Origin of the sequence: Streptomyces musisoli (genome assembly GCF_016741855.1) — a bacterium.
GTDB classification, from domain to species: domain Bacteria; phylum Actinomycetota; class Actinomycetes; order Streptomycetales; family Streptomycetaceae; genus Streptomyces; species Streptomyces musisoli.
Genome location: NZ_JAERRH010000017.1, coordinates 124,691 through 145,181, shown reverse-complemented (window position 1 = coordinate 145,181; position 20,491 = coordinate 124,691). Strand labels below are relative to the sequence as shown.

At 74.4% G+C, this 20,491-nt stretch carries 16 protein-coding genes; 4 read left to right on the top strand and 12 right to left on the bottom strand.

Features of this window, described 5'->3' with window-relative positions:
• Positions 1-43 precede the first annotated feature (43 nt).
• The 5 genes from JK361_RS31995 to JK361_RS31970 form a co-directional block, all read right to left on the bottom strand.
• On the bottom strand, positions 44-1,276 hold the full coding sequence (locus tag JK361_RS31995) for a protein kinase domain-containing protein (RefSeq protein ID WP_201825003.1): 1,233 nt from the start codon (positions 1,274-1,276) through the stop codon (positions 44-46).
• Entirely contained in the window at positions 1,273-2,577 is a 1,305-nt protein-coding gene (locus tag JK361_RS31990; RefSeq protein ID WP_236053871.1) for a serine/threonine protein phosphatase, read from the bottom strand. Before JK361_RS31990 ends, JK361_RS31995 begins: the two co-directional genes overlap by 4 nt.
• Positions 2,574-4,181, bottom strand: a complete 1,608-nt coding sequence (locus JK361_RS42230; RefSeq protein ID WP_268983202.1) for a hypothetical protein — start codon at positions 4,179-4,181, stop codon at positions 2,574-2,576. The genes JK361_RS31990 and JK361_RS42230 overlap by 4 nt, the downstream gene beginning before the upstream one ends.
• 53 nt (positions 4,182-4,234) lie before the next feature.
• Positions 4,235-6,577, bottom strand: coding sequence for a hypothetical protein (locus tag JK361_RS31975; RefSeq protein WP_201824997.1), 2,343 nt, complete (start codon positions 6,575-6,577; stop codon positions 4,235-4,237).
• A 156-nt stretch (positions 6,578-6,733) separates the two neighbouring features.
• On the bottom strand, positions 6,734-7,132 hold the full coding sequence (locus tag JK361_RS31970) for a hypothetical protein (protein ID WP_201824995.1): 399 nt from the start codon (positions 7,130-7,132) through the stop codon (positions 6,734-6,736).
• A gap of 458 nt (positions 7,133-7,590) precedes the next feature.
• Between JK361_RS31970 and JK361_RS31965 the strand changes: the two genes are divergently transcribed.
• The gene (locus tag JK361_RS31965) at positions 7,591-8,754 is read left to right on the top strand and encodes an exonuclease SbcCD subunit D (protein WP_201824993.1); all 1,164 of its coding nucleotides are present in this window, start codon (positions 7,591-7,593) and stop codon (positions 8,752-8,754) included.
• Positions 8,751-11,750 (top strand): AAA family ATPase, encoded by a 3,000-nt coding sequence (locus JK361_RS31960; protein ID WP_201824991.1) that lies wholly within the window; start codon positions 8,751-8,753, stop codon positions 11,748-11,750. Before JK361_RS31965 ends, JK361_RS31960 begins: the two co-directional genes overlap by 4 nt.
• A 30-nt stretch (positions 11,751-11,780) precedes the next feature.
• Here JK361_RS31960 and JK361_RS31955 read toward each other — a convergent pair whose 3' ends face one another.
• Entirely contained in the window at positions 11,781-12,227 is a 447-nt protein-coding gene (locus JK361_RS31955) for an Lrp/AsnC family transcriptional regulator (RefSeq protein ID WP_201824990.1), read from the bottom strand.
• A 94-nt stretch (positions 12,228-12,321) separates the two neighbouring features.
• Between JK361_RS31955 and JK361_RS31950 the strand changes: the two genes are divergently transcribed.
• A complete protein-coding gene (locus tag JK361_RS31950; protein ID WP_201824988.1) occupies positions 12,322-12,798 on the top strand; it encodes a rhodanese-like domain-containing protein in 477 nt (158 codons plus the stop codon).
• 231 nt (positions 12,799-13,029) lie between these two features.
• Here JK361_RS31950 and JK361_RS31945 read toward each other — a convergent pair whose 3' ends face one another.
• From JK361_RS31945 to JK361_RS31920, 6 genes are all read right to left on the bottom strand, one after another.
• Positions 13,030-14,268 carry a cytochrome P450 gene (locus tag JK361_RS31945; RefSeq protein WP_201824987.1) on the bottom strand — a complete coding sequence of 413 codons (1,239 nt, stop codon included), beginning with the start codon at positions 14,266-14,268 and terminating at the stop codon, positions 13,030-13,032.
• Positions 14,269-14,304: 36 nt separating this feature from the next.
• The gene (locus tag JK361_RS31940; RefSeq protein WP_201824986.1) at positions 14,305-15,696 is read right to left on the bottom strand and encodes an NAD(P)/FAD-dependent oxidoreductase; all 1,392 of its coding nucleotides are present in this window, start codon (positions 15,694-15,696) and stop codon (positions 14,305-14,307) included.
• Positions 15,686-15,931 carry a ferredoxin gene (locus JK361_RS31935; RefSeq protein WP_201824985.1) on the bottom strand — a complete coding sequence of 82 codons (246 nt, stop codon included), beginning with the start codon at positions 15,929-15,931 and terminating at the stop codon, positions 15,686-15,688. Before JK361_RS31935 ends, JK361_RS31940 begins: the two co-directional genes overlap by 11 nt.
• A 160-nt stretch (positions 15,932-16,091) precedes the next feature.
• The gene (locus tag JK361_RS31930) at positions 16,092-16,769 is read right to left on the bottom strand and encodes a hypothetical protein (RefSeq protein ID WP_201824984.1); all 678 of its coding nucleotides are present in this window, start codon (positions 16,767-16,769) and stop codon (positions 16,092-16,094) included.
• Positions 16,770-16,902: 133 nt separating this feature from the next.
• The gene (locus JK361_RS31925) at positions 16,903-18,594 is read right to left on the bottom strand and encodes a DUF885 domain-containing protein (protein WP_201824983.1); all 1,692 of its coding nucleotides are present in this window, start codon (positions 18,592-18,594) and stop codon (positions 16,903-16,905) included.
• A 53-nt stretch (positions 18,595-18,647) separates the two neighbouring features.
• Positions 18,648-19,133, bottom strand: coding sequence for an Lrp/AsnC family transcriptional regulator (locus JK361_RS31920; RefSeq protein WP_201824982.1), 486 nt, complete (start codon positions 19,131-19,133; stop codon positions 18,648-18,650).
• A gap of 60 nt (positions 19,134-19,193) precedes the next feature.
• On the opposite strand from JK361_RS31920, the gene JK361_RS31915 reads away from it, so the two are divergent.
• Positions 19,194-20,393: a trans-sulfuration enzyme family protein gene (locus JK361_RS31915; RefSeq protein ID WP_201824981.1), complete on the top strand. Its 1,200-nt coding sequence runs from the start codon at positions 19,194-19,196 to the stop codon at positions 20,391-20,393.
• The last annotated feature ends 98 nt before the right edge of the window (positions 20,394-20,491 follow it).

Here is a 20,491-nt window from a genome sequence, read left to right as displayed (position 1 = left end):
TCCTGGGTGGTACGGGCGGTGTGTCTCGGTCGGTGGACCCGGATCAGGACGAACCGGGCCGTCGGCGCCGGTCGCCGAGGTTGATGCGCACACGGGAGGCGCGCTCCACCGGGGCTTCGGCGGCCGGCGGGGTCGCGGCGGGGGCGGAGGGCGCGGCGGGTGCGGAGGGCGCCGGGGCCGCGGGACCGTCCGCTTCCGCCGGCGTGCGGGGCGGCTCCGGCGCAGGTGTCCCGGTACGCGGCCGCGACGCCGACGTGAGGTTCTTGGCCTTGATACGGCTGGTGCGCGGGCCGGCCGCGGACGACCCGGACGGCTTGGCGCCGTCCCCGGCCGGAGCGGGCTTCCCCGCCGGGGGCCTGCCCTTGGCGGTTCCCGGGCGGCGGTGCTGAAGGGCACACACCTTCGGGTCGGACAGCGCCTTGAGGAACGTCGTGATCCGCGGCCGGCCGCCCGGGGCCCGGGCGGTCATGCCGCGCAGCAGACCGAGCATCTCGTCCGACAGCCGCAGGTCCAGATCGAGCAGCTCGCCCGCGTTGACCGCGTCGGCCGGTGAGCCGTACCGCTTGTCGTGGTGCGGCAGTTCACCCGTCAGGTACAGGTGGGTCATCAGTCCGAGCGCGAAGATGTCCACCGCGCAGGTCAGATGCCGGGGGCCGACGGACTCGTCGCGCTGCATGTAGTGGCGCCACTCCGGCGCGCCGTAGACCGAGTCGCCCGCGATGTCGTCGGGCTCCGGCGGCTTGCCGGAGACGTAGGAGTCGTCGAAGTCGATCAGCTTCGCGGTGTGGAACGCGGCGCCGTCCCGCTTCTGCACCAGGACGTTCAGCGGCTTGAGGTCGCCGTGCACGACGTCGATGTCGTGCAGCTGCTTCAGGCTGTTGCCCAGCGTCTTCAGCAGCACCATCTTGTGGCGGGGCTCCAGGGTCTGCGGCTTCTCCAGGCTGGAGGTGTCGATCCGCTCCGTGACCTTGTAGTAGGTGCTGCCCTCGTGGAAGAAGTCGGTGGCCAGCACCAGGTTGCCGCCGCCGCGCGCGTCCGGGCGCAGCCGCTCCATGATGGTGCGGTGCCGGGACTCGAACTCCCGGGCCAGCTGCCGCCGGATCCGCACGCTCGGCGAGTCGGCCGCGTCGTCACGGGGCCGCTTGGGCTCCAGGAACCGCTTGACGAAGTACTGGCCGCCCCCCTTCTCGGCGAACGCCCATATGCATTTCCCGCCGTTGGCGTTCGTGGGCTCGCTGATGACGCGGTAGCCCCCGATGACATCACCCTTCTTCATGCGCGCTCCTCGAGTGCCGGGGGCAGGTGGGTCTCGTAGCCGGCCCGGTAGGCGTGCCAGGTGTCGTCCTGCCAGGCGCGGACCCGGGCCGGCAGGTCCGCGGGATCCCCTTGCGGCGCCGCCGGGCCGGCGGCCGCCTCGTCGGCGGCGGGGGAGTGGCGGTCCAGGCCGCGCGGCCGGGTGCGGACGTAGCGGTCGGTCAGCTGCTCCAGACGCCCGGCGAACTCGGCCCGCAGATCGTAGAAGCCGCGGTAGCCGAGGGCGACGACGGCGAGCGAGGCGTCGTCCGCGGTGTAGGACTGCACCTCCCGGCGGATGAGGTCGGCCCACTCGCCGACGGTGCCCGCCCGGTGCATGGTGCGCAGCAGCAGGGCCTCGAAGTCGGCCGGGGTGTGCACATAGCCGAAGAAGCCGTCGGTCGCGGTCACCATCACACAGGGCAGCGGATACGTCAGCCGCTGGCTGTCGACCTCGAACTCCCGGTCGGCACAGACCAGATTGGTCATCGGCGGGTCCGTGCGCAGCAGCTCCAGCGCGTCGCTCTCCCGGGTGTGGTCCCGGGTGAGCACCTGCAGCCCCGCGTGGGGGCGCAGCACGTACGCGCGCGAGTCCCCGGCCCACAACGGGTGGACCTCCAGCACCGGTTCGTCCCGCGCGACCGCCAGCCGGTAGTGCACGGCGGCCAGCGTGGTGGGCAGCTGACGGCGCATCGTGCCGCTGATCTTGCTGCGCCGCTGCGGGGCGTAGCCGAGGAAGAACCGGAGGTACTCGCGCAGGGTCTCCGGCGTTGCCGGTTCGCCCTCGGCGGCGACGTCGTGGAACCAGACGTCCGTGGCCAGCCGCGCCACCCGCGCGCCCACCCAGGCGCCGGTACGGCTCTCCCCGTCGGACGCCTGCCACACGGGCGCCGCGCCGGCGCCGCCCGATCCGTCGAAGACCGCGAGCAGGCCCTGGTCGCTGTCCATGTGGTGGGCGACGAACGGCTCCGCGTCCTCACCGCGCCCCGCCACCCGCTCGGTCCACACGGACAACGCCAGCAGCCCCATCCGGTCGTGGTCGACGCACCAGATCCGCTGCGGCACGTGGCGGCCCGCCGCGTTGCCGTCCGGCCCGGACGCCGGGGCGGCGATGTCCGCGGGCGGCACGTGCGGGGACGGGGGCGGCGGCTGGACGGCCGACCGGGACGCCGGGTCGGGCGGGGCCGCACCTACCGCCGACGCATGGGCCGGGGCGGACGGATACCCCGACGGCCTCCCGCCCGGGGCCGGTGTCCGCGCCGCGTGTTCCTGGTGGCCGGTCATCGCCGCTCCCCGTCGCTGCCCGACGTGTCCGGCCGGTGCTTCTTCGCGGTCCCGCGGACCCGGCTCACCCGCGGACCGGCGTCACCCGCATCACGCTCGCCGGCCCGTCCACCGGCCACCCGCTCTCCGGTGCCGGTACCTGTGCCGTCGGTCCGGCCGCGGTCTGCCGTGCGGCGGTCGGCCGTGCGGTCTTCGGTGCCGCGGTCACCGGTTCGGTCGGCGGTGCGGTCTTCGGTGCCGCGGTAACCGGGCCGGTCGGCGGTGCGGTCTTCGGTGCCGCGGTAACCGGGCCGGTACCCGTCGCGGAGGTCGTCGCCGGTGCCGGTACCCGTTCCCCGGTCCGTCCAGCCGTCACCCGTCCAGTCGTCGGTCGTGCGACCTGCCGCGCCCGGGTCGCCGCGGTGGCCGTACCGGCGGTCGGAGCCCGTGGCGCGGTCGCCGGGACGGCCGCCCGCGCGGTGTTCGTCGGTGCGCCCGCCCCCGGCGCCGGGCAGGGGCTCGTCCTCGGGCGGTCCTGCGGCTTTGGCCGGGGCCGCGCGGCGGCTGCCGGTGCCGGACAGGCGTGAGCGGGGCGCGCCGTCCTCGTCCCGCGGGCGCCGGCCGTCCGGTACCCGCCCGGTGTCGTCGCCGTACCGCTCCCGCACCACCTCGCCCCTGAGCGGCTCGCGTTCGCCTGCGCGCCCGCCCCGGACCTCCTCGCGGCCCTCGTCACGGTCCTCGGCGCCCGGCTCCAACGCGCGTGCGAGGCTGCCGCGCAACCGGCCGCGCCGGGTGGCCGTCTCGAACAGTCCGTCGCCGTCGCGGAGCACTTCATCCAGCACCGCCCGCTCCAGCTCCGCCTGCTCGAACGGCTCCCGGTCCGCGTCGCCGCGCTCCAGGACCATGCGCATGACCTCGCGCCGGACCTCCCGCTTCTCCGCCTCGCCCTTCTCGATCCAGGCGAGGGCGGCGCGCGGGCCCTCCTTCTCCGTGATCGCGGCGATCAGCCCGTCGACGCCCTCCTCACGGACCATGTCCAGGTGCCGTCTGCGGCGCATGCCCTCCAGCCGGGTCTCGCGCACGACGTCCCGGTACTCGCGCCCGCTGGCCGCGATCTCGTCCTCGTCGACGAGGAGTTCGATCTGGATGTCGCGCATCCGGATCGCGTCGTCCCCGCCGAACCCGGCCAGCGCCGCGTTGAGCGCCATCTCCGTCTCGTGGAACTCGGCGATGTCGTGGTTCCGGGCGACCGACTGAAGCGTCTTGCGCAGATAGCCGTAGAGCGCGCCGCTCATGTCGCGGATGCCGCGCGCGACCACCTGCGCCGGGTCGGCGACCCGGCAGACGAGGTCCACCCGGCTCCGGAAGGAGAACGTGGCGTCACGGCTGAGCAGCGGGATGTCCAGGATCAGCCGGTGCTCGGTCATGTCGACGGTGAAGACGCTGCGGTACGCCCCGAACCGCGACGAGGGGATCTCCTCGCCGCTGCGGATCGTCAACGAGGGGCCGCTGTCCCGGACGAGGACCAGGGCCCGGCCGGGAGCCGGCGGCCGCAGCGGGTTCACCAGCCGCCACCTGGGCACGTCGTCGCTGCTCAGGACCGGGTCGTAAGTCTGTTCCTCCATGTCTCCCCCTCTCCTTCCAGGTGCTGTCGGGGATTCGGCCGCCGTGGTGGGCCTCACCGGGCGGGGTCGAGCGTGCGGAGCAGGCGGGCGGCGCCCGCCGAAGGCTTCTCGCGGTCGCGCGCCCACTTCTCCAGCCACCAGGTGAGCCGTTCGCGGTGGCGGCCGGGCCTGCGGGCCACGGACACCAGCAGCGCGCCGATGGCGTCGAGGGAGCCGGGGCTCCGGCCGGCGTAGTCGTCGATCCAGGAGTGCAGCGCCTCCAGCGCGGAGTCCTGCACCGGCCTGCGGGCCAGTGCGCGCGCCCACAGCTCGGCGAGCGGCTCGCGGTGCCGCGGCAGTTCGCAGAGCAGGACGGGCACGCCCGGCACGCGTCCGTGGCCGCGGTCGCCGGCGGTGTCGATGACCGGCTCCTCGTACGGCCGGGACACCGCGAACACGAACGCGGACAGCGACTTGACGACCATGGGCGACAGGTCCTGCGGCTCGGACCAGTCCAGGTAGGCCCGCAGGACGGCCTCGGTGCGGCCCTGGTGGATGAGGTGGACGCCGCCCCACGCCACCGACGGCAGCGTGCCCCAGTCGTCCTCCCGGTCCAGGGCGCTGCGCAGGACGGCCACCGCCCGGTCCGGGGCCGTACGGCCGAGCAGGCCGCCCACCGCGTTCGCCGCCGTGCCGGCCAGGCGGCGCTGGTAGGCGGAGGCGTCGCCGCGTGCCCACTGGTGCAGCAGTTCCCACACCGCCTCCGCGGTCTCCGGCCTGCTGCCCGCGACACCGAGGGCGGTGGCGGCGGCCTGCCGCAGCGGCCAGGACGTGCTGCCCGCCCAGGTCGTCAGGAAGCGGTGCACCGCGTAGTGCGGATCGGTCAGTGCCAGCACGCCCGCGGCCACCGCGGCCCGCGCCCGCACCTGGAGGTCGCGGTGGCTCAGCAGGCCGCGCAGCCAGTCGAGTACGGCCCCCCGGCGACCGTCCAGCAGGTTCCAGGCGTAGCCCAGGATGACCTGCCCGAGCAGTGCGTTGCGGAACCGCACCCGGGGCGGGGCGAAGCCGCCCTCCTTTGGCAGGTCGAGCCGGATCCACTGCTGCTCGTGTCCGAGCCGGTCCCCGAACCGGAGGTCCGGCGGGGCCGGTTCGGGCTCGACGAGGGCCGCGCGCAGATTCGCCGCGGCGTCCGCCACGGTGAGGTAGCCGCACTCCTCCAGTACGGCCGCGGCCAGTGCGAAGGCCACCGCCTCCGGCGCCCGGTACCGGTTGAACCAGGCCCGTACCTGCTCGCTCGGGTCCCGCAGCTGGGCCACCGCGGCCGTCACGTCGCCGTCGGCGCGGATCACGGAGGCGAGCCGGGCGGCGTTGCGGGCGGCGGGCTGTTCCCGCAGGGCGGTCGCCGCCCCGGTGCGTTCCAGCAGGGCGTGCAGGTCGGCGTACGCGTCCGCGCTGCCGCCGTGGCCGAGCACCCGCCGTTCGACGATGGCCAGCGGGTCGGCCGGGACGAGCGCGTGCCGGGCCACCTGGTCGCCGCCCGGTCCGGCCGCGAGGACGTCCAGGTCGTGACCGCCGGCCAGGATCAGGAAGCAGCCGGCGGCGCGCAGCGCGGCGACGACCGCGGCCCACCTGGCGGTGCCGTGGGCGTGCCCGCCGAGGAAGGCGGAGGTGAAATCGCGGTCGGCGGCGGGACCGTCGTCGAGCAGTGCCAGGTAGCCGGAGTTCTTCACGGGCGGCTCCCAGCCCGCCTCCAGCACGGTGGCGGGCGTCAGCAGCCGGTGGCAGCCCGCGCCGCCGCCGTCCATGGCCAGCGCCTCCCCGAGCAGGTTCACGGCGACGGCCTCGCGGCCGCTGCCCGGCGCCGCGGTGAGGACCAGCACGCGCTGCTCGCACAGGGCGTCCAACGCCTCGCCGTAGCCTTCGGGGGCGACGAACAGCTCGGTGTGGTCGGCGATGTCGGTCGCGTCCATGGCGAGCACGGACACCCCGCCGGGCCGCGGCCCGGCGGTCCGGGCGCCGCCGGTGTGGAGCCCGCCGCCGAAGCTCACGTCCGCGTTGAACAGCGCGAGTGTGCCGATGCGGGTCCCGGAGGCGTCGGCGTGCAGCCGCCGGGCGATCTCGTCGGCGATGGCTCCGGCGCGCAGCGCCTCGGACCGCTCGGCGTCGTCGCGTCCGCTGCCCTCGGTGAGGTAGCGCAGGGCGTCCCGCTCGCCGACCGGGCCGTCGTGTTCCTCGGCGTCCGCGCGCGGTGGTCCGGTGTCCCGCGCGCCGTCTTCCCTGCCGGGCTCCGCCGGGTCCCGGCCGGTGCCCGCGTCCCGCTCGGCGGGGTTCCTGTCCTTGGTGCGTAAGGGGTCGTCCGGGCGGTCGGTGGTGCCGGCTCCGGGCCGGGGGCTCTCGGAGGAGCTGTCCTCGCTCATGGTTCTGCTTCTTCGGCTTCGAAATCTGCGGTGCGGTGGCCGTCGGGCGCGCGGCGGGCAGGCGGCGGGTACGCGCCCCGGCCGTGTGTCAGGGCGGGCGGACGGCAGGCCGCCCAGGGCCGGGCACGGCCGGTCGGCCCGCCGCCGGCGCCGGTGCTAGGAGGTCGTCCAGTTGCCCTGCACGTCGACCTTGCCGTTGAACACCTGGGCGTTCTTGATGAGCGCGGCGCTGATCTGGGCACCGGACCGGCCCTGCGCGGCGACGGCCTCGTCGACCAGCCGCCTGATCTCGGCCTCGAACTCCGGGTCGAGCAGCATGTGCGCCGCGAGCTGCCGCTCCAGGGTCTGCTGCGCGGCCTCGTCGTCCGGGGTGCCCGTGACCCGGTCCAGAGCCTGCTCCGCGTCCGAATTGCCCCGGAATCGTGCGCGGATCCGCTCGATCAGACGGGCGCCGCCGGCCCATCCCGAGCGGCCGGCCTCCTGCCCCGCGGTCTCCAGCGCTCCCTTGGCCACGAGTGCCACTCCCGCCGCTGCCACGGCCGTCACCGGATCCATGTCGTTCCCCCCGAAACCCAGCTCTAACAGGGCAGTCAATCTAGGTGACCGCGGTGGACCTCGGAGTGCTTCTTCTCACATTGTCCGAAAGTCGCCTGAACCCATGCGCCGATGACCAAAGAGGAGACGTTTCCCCGGTGTGCCGGACCCGTGGCCGTGGCTCGAACATGCTGTGCCCGGACCCCGAGCCCCGACCCCGAGCCCCGGACCCCGGATCCCGGACCCCCGACTGCGGCCGGGACGCGGCCCGTCGGCCCGTCGGCCCGGTGCGGCCGGGCCCGCCGGAGCGGGGACCGCCGATACGCGAGGTCCGGAGGAGGCCGCCGATACGCGAGCCGGAGGGGGCCGCGGACAGGGGAGCCGGAGCGGGGGCCCGCCCACACGGCCGGAGGGGGTGGAGGGACGAAGACGGGAGTTACCGGCCGTGATGTCGGACCCGGCCGTTAGTCTCGGGGCTCATGAGACTGCTGCACACGTCCGACTGGCATCTCGGCCGGGCCTTCCACCGGGCGAACCTGCTCGGTGCCCAGGCCGAGTTCATCGGTCACCTCGTCACCACCGTGCGTGAGCGCGAGGTGGACGCGGTGGTCGTGTCGGGCGACGTGTACGACCGCGCGGTGCCCCCGCTCGCCGCGGTCGAGCTGTTCGACACCGCCCTGCACCGTCTCGCCGACCTCGGTGTGCCGACGGTGATGATCTCCGGCAACCACGACTCGGCCCGCCGCCTCGGCGTGGGCGCCGGACTCATCGACCGCGCCGGCATCCACCTGCGCACCGAACCGTCCGCCGCCGGCACCCCGGTGATCCTGCGGGACGCCCACGGCGACGTCGCCTTCTACGGCCTGCCGTACCTCGAACCGGCCCTGGTCAAGGACGAGTTCGCCGTCGACAGGGCCGGCCACGAGGCCGTCCTCGGCGCCGCCATGGACCGCGTCCGCGCCGACCTCGCCACGCGCGCGCGGGGCACCCGCTCCGTCGTCCTCGCCCACGCCTTCGTCACCGGCGGCCAGGCCAGCGACAGTGAGCGGGACATCACCGTCGGCGGGGTGGCCGCGGTACCCGCCGGGGTCTTCGACGGCGTCGACTACGTGGCGCTCGGCCACCTGCACGGCTGCCAGACCATCACCGAGCGCGTGCGCTACTCCGGCTCGCCGCTCGCCTACTCCTTCTCCGAGGCCGGCCACCGCAAGAGCACGTGGCTGATCGACCTGGACGCGGACGGCTCCGTCGGCGCCGAGCGCGTCGACTGCCCGGTGCCGCGCCCGCTCGCCCGCATCCGCGGCACCCTGGACGACCTCCTCGCCGACCCGGAACTGACCCGCCACGAGGACGCCTGGGTCGAGGCGACCCTCACCGACCCGGTCCGCCCGCCCGAACCCATGGCCCGGCTCACCGAGCGCTTCCCGCACACCCTCAGCCTGGTCTTCGACCCCGATCGGGCCCAGGACGACCCCCGCGTGTCGTACGCCCGCCGCCTCGCGGGCCGCAGCGACCAGCAGATCGCCCAGGACTTCGTCGCCCATGTCCGCGGCTCCGGACCCGACGAGCACGAGGCGGCCGTGCTGCGCGAGGCGTTCGACACCGTCCGCGCCGACCACGCCGAACGGGAGGTGGCCCGGTGAGGCTGCACCGGCTCGACATCACCGCCTTCGGCCCCTTCGGCGGCTCCCAGAGCGTCGACTTCGACGAGCTGTCCGCCGCCGGGCTGTTCCTGCTGCACGGCCCCACCGGCGCGGGCAAGACCACCGTCCTGGACGCCGTCTGCTACGCCCTCTACGGCACCGTCCCCGGCGCCCGGCAGAGCAGCCAGGGCATGAACCTGCGCAGCGACCACGCCCGGCCCGGCACCCGCACCGAGGTCCGCCTGGAACTGACCGTCGCCGGACGCCGGCTGGAGATCACCCGGCAGCCCCCGTGGGAGCGGCGCAAGCTGCGCGGCAAGGGCATGACGGTCGACAAGGCCCAGACCTGGCTGCGCGCGTACGACGCCGGGTCGGCCGCCTGGAAGGACCTCAGCCGCTCCCACCAGGAGATCGGCGCCGAGATCGAGCAGCTGCTCGGCATGAGCCGCGAACAGTTCTGCCAGGTCGTCCTGCTGCCCCAGGGCGACTTCGCCCGCTTCCTGCGCGCCGACGCCGAGGCCCGGGGCAGACTCCTCGGCCGGCTCTTCGACACCCAGCGCTTCGCCGACGTCGAGAAGCGCCTCGCCGAACGCCGCCGTGCCACCGAGGCGCGTGTGCGCGAGGGCGACACAGCCCTGCTCGCCGACGCCCACCGCATGCAGCAGGCGGCCGGCGACGCCATGGAGCTGCCCGAGCCGGCCCCCGGCGAACCCGGCCTCGCCGAGGCCGTCCTCGGCGCCGCCGCCGTCGCCCGCAGCACCGCCCGGGAACGCCTCACCGTCGCCCGCTGCCGCCTCGCCGCCGCCGAGTCCGCCCACGCGGCGGCCCGGCGCACCCTGGACGAGCAACGCGAACTCGCCCGCCTCCAGAACAGGTTCACCGAGGCCCGGCAGCGCGCCGCGGGCCTCCAGGAGCGGGCCGGCGCCCACCACGAGGCGCAGGAGCGCATGGCGCGGGCCCGCAAGGCGGAGGCGGTCGCACCGGCGCTGGAGCTGCGGGAGGCCGCCGAGGCGGAACACCGCCGGGCCGCCGCGGCCGAGGCACGCGCGCGCGGACTGCTCCCCGACTCCTGCGCCGACGACGGCGCGAGCGGACTCGCCACCGCCGCCCGCCGGGCCGCGGAGGAACTGGGCGGCCTCGACGCGGCCCGGCGCGCCGAACGCCGGCTCGCCGAACTCGCCGTCGAACGGGCCGGACTCGACCGGCAGGAACGCGTCGACGAGGACGTCCTGCGCGAGGCCGACACCTGGCTGGCCGACTGGGACGGCACCCGCGCGGCCCTCCAGACCCGCATCGACTCCGCCCAGGAGGCCGCCACCCGCGCCGAGCAGCTCGCCGTCCAGCGCGCCCCCATGCAGCGGCGGCTCGACGCGGCCCGCACCCGCGACCAGCTCGCCGCCGACCTCGAGCGGGCCCGGCAGCGCGCGGGCACCTCCCGGCAGGGCGCGCTCGACGCCCGCGCCCACTGGCTCGACCTCAAGGAGCAGCGGCTGAACGGCATCGCCGCCGAACTCGCCGCCCACCTCACCGACGGCGAACCCTGCGCGGTCTGCGGAGCCACCGAACACCCCGCCCCCGCCCGCAAGATCGCCGGACACGTCGACCGCGAGACCGAGGACCGCGCCCTCGCCGCCTGTCGGCAGGCCGAGGAACAGCACACCGAGGACGAGCGGCGGCTCGGCGTGGTCCGGGAGGCGCTGGCCGCCGCCACCGCCGAAGCCGGTGACACGCCCACCGGCCGGCTCGCCGCCGAGGCCGGCGAACTGGAGCAGGAGTACGCCCGCGCCCGCCGCGCGGCCTCCTCCCTGCACGCCGTCCAGGAGGAGCTGCGGCGTGCCGAGCAGGAGCGCGAGCAGCGGCTCGCCGACCGTCAGCAGGCCGCCGTACGGGCCGCCTCCCGGCTCACCCGCCGTGACACCCTGGAGCGCGAACGGGGCCAGCTGGAAGCGGAGTTGACGCAGGCCCGGGGGAGCGCCGACAGCGTGGCCGCGCGTGCCGCGCAGCTGGAGCGGCGGGTGGCGCTGCTCACCGAGGCCGCCGACGCCGTACGGGCCGCCGAGGACGCCGCCCAGCGGCTGAAGGACGCCGACGCCCGCCTCGCGGACGCCGCCTACCGCGCGGGCTTCGACACCCCGCAGGCCGCCGCGGCGGCGCTCCTGGACCCCGCCGCCCACCGCGAGCTGCAACACCGCCTGGACGCCTGGCAGCAGGAGGAGGCCGCCGTGCGCGCGGTCCTCGCCGAGTCCGGCACCGCGGCGGCCGCCCAGCAGCCGCCCGCCGACCCGGCCACGGCCGAGCGGGCGGCGGCCACCGCGGAACGCCGGCTGCGCGAGGCCGCCTCCGCGCGCGACGCCGCCGCCCGCTGCTGCACCGAGCTGGACCGCCTCTCCGCACGGGCCGCCGAGGCGGTGCGCGAGCTCGCCCCGCTGCGCGAGGAGTACGACCGGGTGGCGCGGCTCGCCGCCCTCACCGCGGGCACCTCGGCCGACAACGAACGCAGGATGCGCCTGGAGTCGTACGTCCTGGCCGCCCGTCTGGAACAGGTCGCCGCCGCCGCGACCGTCCGGCTCCAGCGCATGTCCGCCGGCCGCTACACCCTCGTCCACTCCGACGACCGCACCGGGCGCGGACGCAGCGGACTCGGACTGCACGTGGTCGACGCCTGGACCGGACGGGAACGGGACACCGCGACCCTGTCCGGCGGCGAGACCTTCTTCGCCTCCCTCGCGCTCGCTCTCGGCCTCGCCGACGTCGTCACCGACGAGGCGGGCGGCGTCCGCCTGGACACCCTCTTCATCGACGAGGGCTTCGGCAGCCTGGACGACCAGACCCTGGACGAGGTCCTGGACGTCCTGGACGCACTGCGCGAACGCGACCGCAGCGTCGGCATCGTCAGCCACGTCGCCGATCTGCGGCGGCGGATCCATGCGCAGCTGGAGGTGGTGAAGGGACGAGCGGGCTCCAGGGTCCTCCAGCGGGGCGTGGACGGCCCGTGACCCCCGCGGTCCGGGGCGCGGACCGCCGGGTCAGCCCATGAGGGGGCGCCGGGGCAGCGGGGACGAGTACACGATGCTGGTCGTCACCGAGCCCAGCGCGCCGATCCTCCCCGAGATCTCCTCCAGATGGGACATCGACCGCGCGGCGACCTTGATGACGAAGCAGTCGTCGCCCGTCACGTGGTGCGCCTCCAGGATCTCGGGCGTGGCCGCGACCAGGTCGTGGAACGGCTTGTAGTTGCCGTTCGGGTAGCGCAGCCGCACGAACGCCAGGATCGACAGGCCCAGCCGCTCGGGGTCGACCACCGCCGCGTAGCCCTGGATCACACCGGCTTCCTCCAGCCGCCGGACCCGCTCGGTGACGGCGCTCGGCGACATGGACACGGCACGCGCCAGCTCGGCGTAACTGGCCCGTCCGTCGCGCTGGAGGACATCGAGAATGCGCCGGTCCACGGCGTCCGGGGAATACACGGTCATCCCGGATGGATAGCAGGGGAATCCCCGGCGGGGCAAGAGGAAGCCCGTGGATCATCCCTTCAGGAGGCGGCCCGCGGACCGTAGATTCTCCGTCATGATCAACACCATTTCCGAGAACCCCGTCCTGCGCGTCGCCCCCGCCGCCCCCGCCGAGGCCGCCGCCTACTTCCGTGCGAGCCTCGCCTTCCACGCCGACGTCTCCGACGTCGCCGCCGCACTCGCGGCCGGCGGCGACCCCGGCTTCGCCGTCCTGGACTCCCGTTCCACGGAGTCCTGGGACCAGGGCCACGTCCCCGGCGCCGTCCACCTGCCGACCTCGCTCATCGCCGAGCAGGCCGAACAGCTCCTCGACAAGTCCGTGCCCGTGGTGACGTACTGCTGGGGCCCCGGCTGCAACGGTGCGACGCGCGCCGCCCTCGCCCTCGCCGAACTCGGCTACCAGGTCAAGGAGATGCTCGGCGGCTTCGAGTACTGGGTACGCGAGGGCTTCGCCTACGAGACCTGGCAGGGCCCGGCGCACCGGGACGCCGACCCGCTGACGGCGCCCGTCGAAGGCGAGTGCGGCTGCTGAGCCACCGGTCGAGGCGCCGGTGCTCCGAGGCGGCCTTCCGGCGCCCGGCAGGAGCCATGAGGGACTGCCCGACGGAACTGTGCGCCATCTGTCGGCTCGCCACCTCTCGGCTCGCCACCTGCCGGCTCGCCACCTGCCGGCTCGCCACCTGTCGGCTCGGTGCCGGGCGGGGGCCGGCCATGGTCCGGGCGCGGGAGTGCCGGCGGCACCGGCCCGCGGGCCGCTCCCGGTTCAGTCCAGCCCCTCGAAGGCGATGCGCAGATGCCGCGGGCCGCGCAGCACGGCGTTCGGGCGGTAGGGCGGCGGGTCCTCGACCAGACGCGGGTCGCGCAGCCTGCGGGCCAGCTCGGACAGCGCGATCTGGGTCTCCAGCCGGGCCAGCGGAGCCCCGAAGCAGCTGTGGATGCCGCTGCCGAAGCCGAGGTGCTGGATGTCCCCGCGGTCCGGGTCGAACCGCTGCGGGTCCTCGAACCGCTCCGGATCCCGGTTGCCCGCGGCGAGGACCAGCCAGATCCGCGAACCCTTGGGGATCGTGATCCCGCGCACCTCGATGTCGGCGATGCACGTGCGCTGCGGCACGAGCTGCACCGGCGGTTCGTACCGCAGCAGCTCCTCCACGATCCTGACCGACAGCCCCGGCTCCTCCCGCAGCCGCCGCAGGATGTCCGGGTGGCGCAGCAGGGTCAGCATGCCGTTGGTGATCAGGTTCACCGTCGTCTCGTGCCCGGCGATCAGCAGCAGGACCGAGGTGCTCAGCACCTCCATCATCGTCATCGCGCCGTCCGGTCCCCGGCTGTTCACCAGGTCGGACAGCAGGTCGTCCCGCGGTTCCTTGGTGCGCTGCTCGACCAGCCCGGCCAGGTACATGCCGAGCTGCATCCGGGCTTCCTGCGCCGTCTGCTGGAAGTCGGCGTCCCCGTTCTGGCGCGTGTCGGGGTCGAGGCTCGCGACCAGCGGGTCGACCCAGGCGCGGAACCGCGGTTCGTCCTCCCGGGGCACCCCGAGCAGCCGGCAGATCACGGTCACCGGGAAGGGGTAGGCGAACTGGTCGACCAGGTCGATCTCGTGCGCGTCCCCGAAACCGTCGATCAGGCCGGTGACGATCTCCCGCATGTCGCCCTGCATGCTCTCGATCCGCCGCGGCCGGTGCGGCGGTCCGAAGGCACTGTTGGCGATGCGCCGCAGCCGGTCGTGCTCGGGCGGGTCCAGACGCAGGAACGACGGCGGCAGTCCGCCCGTCTCCTCCGACCGGGCCAGCTCGTCGTCCCCGGCGGCGGTCAGGTTGGCGGCGTCGGAGCTGATGCGCGGATCGTGCAGGAGGGCCTTGATGTCGTAGTACGAACTGATGATGTAGGGGCCGCCCTCCTCCTCGTGGAGGACCGGTGTCCCGCGGAGTTTCTCGTACACCGGATACGGGTCGGCGCGGTTGGCGAAGTCGGTGATCTGGCGCATCATCGAGGCGTGCGGCATGGCGGGTCCTTGGAGCGTGGGGGCCGGGGACGGCGGTCAGTGGCGGGCGGGATGGAAGACCAGCTGCTGGTCGGCCGGTGAGTAGCCGCTGAGGGTCACCATGGGGCCGTGGGTCGGCAGGGACGGGTCCGGGAAGTCGGCCGGCACCGGCCGGCGGCCCTCGGGACGCCGGTCCACCGTCGGGTGCTCCACCGGGAACGGCGCGCCCTGCTCGATCTGCCGCTGGTAGAACTCCAGCCACCGCGTGTTGTCGAAGGCCACCGCGGCCACGACCCGGCCCTGGTACCCGTAGACGCCGACGAACCGGCGCTCCGCCAGGGAACCCTGCGTGATCATGAGCTGCTCGCCCATGGGCGGCACCCCGACCGACTTGATGTTCACCCCGAACATCGACGACCAGAAGGCCGGCATCCACAGGTGGGGCCGCCGGTCGGCGCCGTGGCAGATCATGTTGTGCGCGGCCGTCTCCGCCTGGGCGACGGCATTGCCCCAGTGCTCCAGCGACAGGAACTGGTAGCCGAACAGCGCGTGCGGGGAGCGGGCCACATCGCCCGCCACGAAGACGTCGTCCGTGACGATGCCCCGGAAGTCGAAGGCCCGGCAGCCCGCGTCGCAGGCGATGCCCCGGGGACCGGCGCCCAGCCCCGACCCGGACAGCCACTCGGTGTTCCGCAGCGAACCCAGCGAGACCACGACCACGTCCGCCTCGACGACACTCTCGTCGGACAGGTGGACCGCCTGCACCCTGCCGACCGGGTCGCCCTCCAGCGAGGTCACCGTGACATGGGTCCGCAGGTCCACGCCGTTCTCGGTCGCGAGGTCGGCCGCGACCGCGCCGACGACCCCGCCGAGCGCGCCCACCAGGGGTGCCCCCGCACGCTCCGCCACGGTGACGGGGATGCCCATCTCCCGGCAGGCCGACGCGACCTCCGAACCGGCGAACCCGGCGCCGATGACGAACACCCGACGCGGCCCCGCCTTCAGCCGCCGGTACAGGTCGGCCGCGTCCTCCCGGGTGCGCAGCAGACAGACACCGTCCAGCCTGGCCTCCTCCTCCTTCGGCCACGGCCGGGCGCGGACCCCGGTGGCGATGAGCAGCCGGTCGTACTCCACCTCGTCCCCGTCGGCCAGCCGGACCCGCTTGGCCGTCGGATCCAGACCCGACGCCGCGACCCCGAGGCGCCACTTGGCGTCGATCTCCCAGCGGTGGGGCAGCTCCGTGTGCTGTGGGGAGGCCATGCCCAGCAGCACGGACTTCGACAGCGGCGGCCGGTCGTACGGCTCGTGCGGCTCGTCACCGATCAGGGTCAGCTCACCGGCGAAGCCCTCGGCACGCAGGGTCTCGGCGGCCCGCAGGCCGGACAGCGAGGCACCCACGATCACGATCCGGCCCTCGCGCCTGAGCCATTCCACTTGGTCAGCGGCCATCGGACGCCTCCTGCGGGGGACCGGCCGCCGATCCGTCCGTCCGGTCCAGGCCGTCCGCGGTGATCGCCTGCACCGGACAGGCGGCGACGGCGCGCGCCAGCCGCTCCCGCTGCTCCTCGTCCGCGTGCGGGTTGTAGATCAGCGACTCCTCGCCGTGCATGGCGAAGACGTCGGGCGCGAGGAAGGCGCACTGTGCGTATCCCTGACACTTGTTGAGATCGACGACCAGCCTCATCGACGCTCCGCCCTTTCGGTGGCCAGGTCCGGTGCCCGCCGTACGGCTCGCGCGGGCGGCTCCGGACGGCGGACTTCCCCCGCTCGCAAGCATGCGAGCGCGGGGTGCGAGCCCGCGCGCCGGGCACGCCGATCGAGTGAGCGGCCGGTGTGGGCGGGTGTCATCCGGCCGTCGCCGGCCGGGGGCGGTTGTGGCGGTTCACCGCGAGGATGTGCAGGCTGAGCAGCAGCGACCACGCGGGGAAGACGAGTTCCACCCAGGGGACGTTCGACGAGCCGAAGAGCAGCACCAGAGCGGAGAGGAAGCCGAGGACCGTGAGCCGGCGCGGCAGGACGCCGAGGCGGTGGCCGATGACCGACATGGAGGACACGAAGACGGCCGCCATCCGCATCCCGTACTCCGTCATCAGCGCGTACGCGAGGTGCCGGCCGAAGTCCCACAGGACGGGCTGCGACTGCCCGCCGGCGGGCCCGGGCACCACGAGCACGGCACTCGCCGTCGCGGCGGCGGCGAACATCATGGCGGTGAAGACCAGCCCGCTGCCCAGGAAGACGGTGGCGACGAACTTGTCCTCGACCGTGCCGACGTGCGCGCGTACCGCGCCGACGAACCACAGGAAGAAGATGCCGGCGAACGGCACGAGCGCGAGGGCCGTCCGCAGCGCGGTGCGCCGCCCGGAGTCGGGGAAGGCCTGGACGTCGGCCGCGTCGGCCCCTTCCGGGATTCCCAGCCTGACCAGGACGATCGCCGCCGCCAGGAGCAGCGCGAACAAGACCCCGGCGAGCCCCGCGGCGCGCGGTGTCCGCAGTGGCTCCCGTCCCGGCCCCGTCTCGCGCATGCCCGGCCCGCCTCTCCGCATCGGTCCCCGGGCACCAGCTAGCCGCCCGGGCACCGCCTGCGCCACCCGGAGACCGCCGTCCGGCCCAGAGGTACGTCGATCGCGGGCCGGTCGCCGGTCTCCGGACCGGAGGTCAGAGCCGGGACAGCTCGTCCACCAGGTCGTCCAGGCCAAGCGAACCCTGTGACAGCGCCGCCATGTGCCACGCCTTCAGGTCGAAGGCGTCGCCGTGCAGCTCGCGTGCCTTGTCCCGGCCGAGCAGCCACGCCCGCTCACCGAGCTTGTAGCCGATCGCCTGGCCCGGGATCGTCAGGTACCGGGTCAGCTCGCTCTCCACGAAGTCCGCCGGCCGGCTGCTGTGCGCACCGAAGAACTCCTGCGCCAGTTCCGGCGTCCACCGCTCACCGGGGTGGAACGGCGAGTCGGCGGGAATCTCCAGCTCCAGGTGCATGCCGATGTCCACGATCACCCGGGCCGCCCGCATCATCTGCGCGTCCAGGTAGCCGAGCCGCTCCTCCGGGTCGGTGAGGTAGCCCAGCTCGTCCATCAGCCGCTCCGCGTACAGCGCCCAGCCCTCCGCGTTGGCGCTGACGATGCCGATGGTGGCCTGGTAGCGGGAGAGGCTCTCGGCGACGTGCGCCCACTGCGCGAGCTGAAGGTGGTGGCCGGGCACCCCCTCGTGGTACCAGGTCGACACGAGGTCGTAGACCGGGAAGCGGTTCAGGCCCATGGTGGGCAGCCAGGTGCGGCCGGGCCGGGAGAAGTCCTCCGACGGGGCCGTGTAGTAGGGGGCCGCCGCGCCGCCGGGCGGGGCGATGCGCGACTCCACCCGCCGCACCCGCTCGGCGAGTTCGAAGTGCGTGCCGTCCAGCTCCCCGATGGCCTTGTCCATCAGGCCCTGGAGCCACTCGCGGACCTCGTCCACGCCCTCGATGTGCCGGCCGTGCTCGTCCAGGTGTGCGAGCGCCACCCACGGCGTCCCGGCGCCGGGCAGGATCTTCTCCGCCTCCTGCTTCATCTCGCCGAGGATGCGGTGGAACTCCGCCCAGCCGTAGGCGTACGCCTCGTCCAGGTCGAGGTCGGTGCCGTTGAAGTAGCGGGACCAGCGCGCGTACCGCTCGCGGCCGACCACGTTCGGGGTGCCCTCGATCGCCGGTGCGTACACGTCCCGCAGCCAGTCCCGCAGCTCCACCAGGGCCCCGGTGGCCGACCGCGCCGCCTCGTCCAGCTCGGCGCGCAGCGCCTGCGGTCCCGCGGCGGCGAAGTCCTCGTACCAGCCGCGGCCCTTGCCGTCCGTGTCCGTCCACTCGGTGAGCTGGCCGATGTACGTGGCGGTGGGCCTTGGGGCCGCGAACAGCTTGCGCTCCAGGCCGAGTTCGAGCGAGGCGCGGTAGCCGGCGAGGGCGCCCGGCACGGCGCGCAGCCGCTCGGCGATCGCCGCCCAGTCCTCCTCCGTGTCCGCCGGGGTGACCGTGAAGACGTCCCGCACCGCGTGGCCCGGCGTGTCCATGTTGCCGACCCGGCGCAGGTGCTCCTCGGTGTCGTGGACGGCGAGTTCGGCGGTCAGCCGCTCCCGCAGCAGCCGTCCGCAGCGCCGCTCCACGTCGCTGTCCGCACCGGGCCGGCGCTCCGCCTCGTCCAGCTTCGCGAGCGTGGCCCGCGCCAGCTCCGCCTGCGCCTCCGCGCCCGCGGGCGAGTAGTCGGGCAGCCTGCTCGAACTCTCCTTCACGCCGAGATACGTACCGGTGATGGGGTCGAGGGCGATGAGGTCGTCCACATATGCGTCGGCGACCTGCCGGGGCAGAAGGATCCGGGTCTCAGACATGCGGACCATCCTCGTACGAGGAGGATCTCCGCGTCACCCACGTATCGGCGGATTCAGCTCTGGGCGTGGCCGGGCGGCAGCAGCGGCCCGCACTCCCACTGCTGGAAGATCAACCGGGTCTCCACCCGGGCCACCTCCCGCCGCGCCGTGAACTCGTCCAGTACCAGCCGCTGGAGATCGGCCATGTCCGCGACGGCCACGTGCACCAGGTAGTCGTCGGGCCCGGTCAGGTGGAACACCGTCCGCGCCTCCGGCAGGGCCCGGATCCGCTCCACGAAGGGTCCCACCAGCTCCCTGCGGTGCGGTCGCACCTGCACCGACAGCAGCGCCTGCAGACCACGTCCGAGCCTGGCCGGATCCAGCTGGAGCCGGTGGCCGAGGATCACGCCGGAGCGGCGCAGCCGGGTCACCCGGTCCAGACAGGTCGACGGTGCCACGCCGACCTGGGCGGCGAGGTCACGGTAGGTGGTCCGGGCGTCGTTCTGCAGCAGCCGCAGCAGATGGAGATCCACCGGATCCAGTACGACAGATTCGGCCATTGGCCGAACGTAGCACGGTGTTCGATTCTCAGGAACCGTTCGATGTTCACCCTTCCGGCCATGGACACAGCGAGCACCGGCGCCTACGACGACGTACGCGCCGCATCGAGAGCCCTGGCCACCGAGGCCGTGCACGCCGGCCGCGACGACCTCGCCCGCCAGGGCCTGCACGCCCCGCCGATCGACCTGTCCACCACGTACCCCTCGTACGACAGCAGGGCCGAGGCCGCGCGTATCGACGCCTTCGCCACCGACGGCGCGGACCCGGCCGGGCCGCCGATCTACGGCCGTCTGGGCAACCCGACCGTGGCCCGCTTCGAGACCGCCCTGGCCCGCCTGGAGGGCACCGAGTCCGCGGTCGCCTTCGCCAGCGGCATGGCCGCGCTCAGCGCCGTCCTGCTCGCCCGGGCCGCCATGGGCCTGCGCCACGTCGTCGCCGTACGGCCCCTGTACGGATGCAGCGACCATCTGCTGACCGCGGGGCTGCTCGGCACGGAGGTCACCTGGACCGACCCGGCCGGCATCCGCGACGCGCTGCGCCCGGACACCGGCCTGGTGATGGTCGAGACCCCGGCCAACCCGACCCTCGCCGAACTCGACCTGCGGGCCATCGCCCACGCCTGCGGGTCGGTCCCGCTGCTCGCCGACAACACCTTCGCCACGCCCGTGCTCCAGCGGCCGGCCGAGCAGGGTGCCCGGCTGGTGCTGCACAGCGCCACCAAGTACCTCGGCGGGCACGGCGATGTACTGGCCGGGGTGGTCGCCTGCGACGAGGAGTTCGCCGGCCGGCTGCGGCAGATACGGTTCGCCACCGGCGGGGTGCTGCATCCGCTGGCCGGTTACCTGCTGCTGCGCGGGCTCGCCACGCTGCCGGTGCGGGTGCGGGCCGCCTCCGCGAACGCCGCGGAGCTGGCCCGCCGGCTGGCCGCCGATCCGCGCGTGGCCCGGGTGCGCTATCCGCGGCTCGGCGGCGCGATGATCGCCTTCGAGGTGCACGGCGACCCGCACGAGCTGATCTCCCGGGTCCGGCTCGTCACCCCCGCGGTGAGCCTGGGCAGCGTCGACACGCTCATCCAGCATCCCGCGTCCATCAGCCACCGCATCGTGGAGGCCGAGGACCGGCGCGGGGCGGGCGTGAGCGACCGGTTGCTGCGCCTGTCGGTGGGCCTGGAGGACGTGGACGACCTCTGGGCCGACCTGGACCAGGCCCTGGGAGAGCCCATTCCGACACCGGTCCCGCTGCGGGAGGCTGTGCACTGAGAGAAGGACCGCGGTGGCGCCCGGCGGCCGGGTGCCGGGGGGTGGCCGCGGTGGTGTCCGGCGGTCGGGGGCCGGTGGGCGGTCGCGGTGGTGTCCGG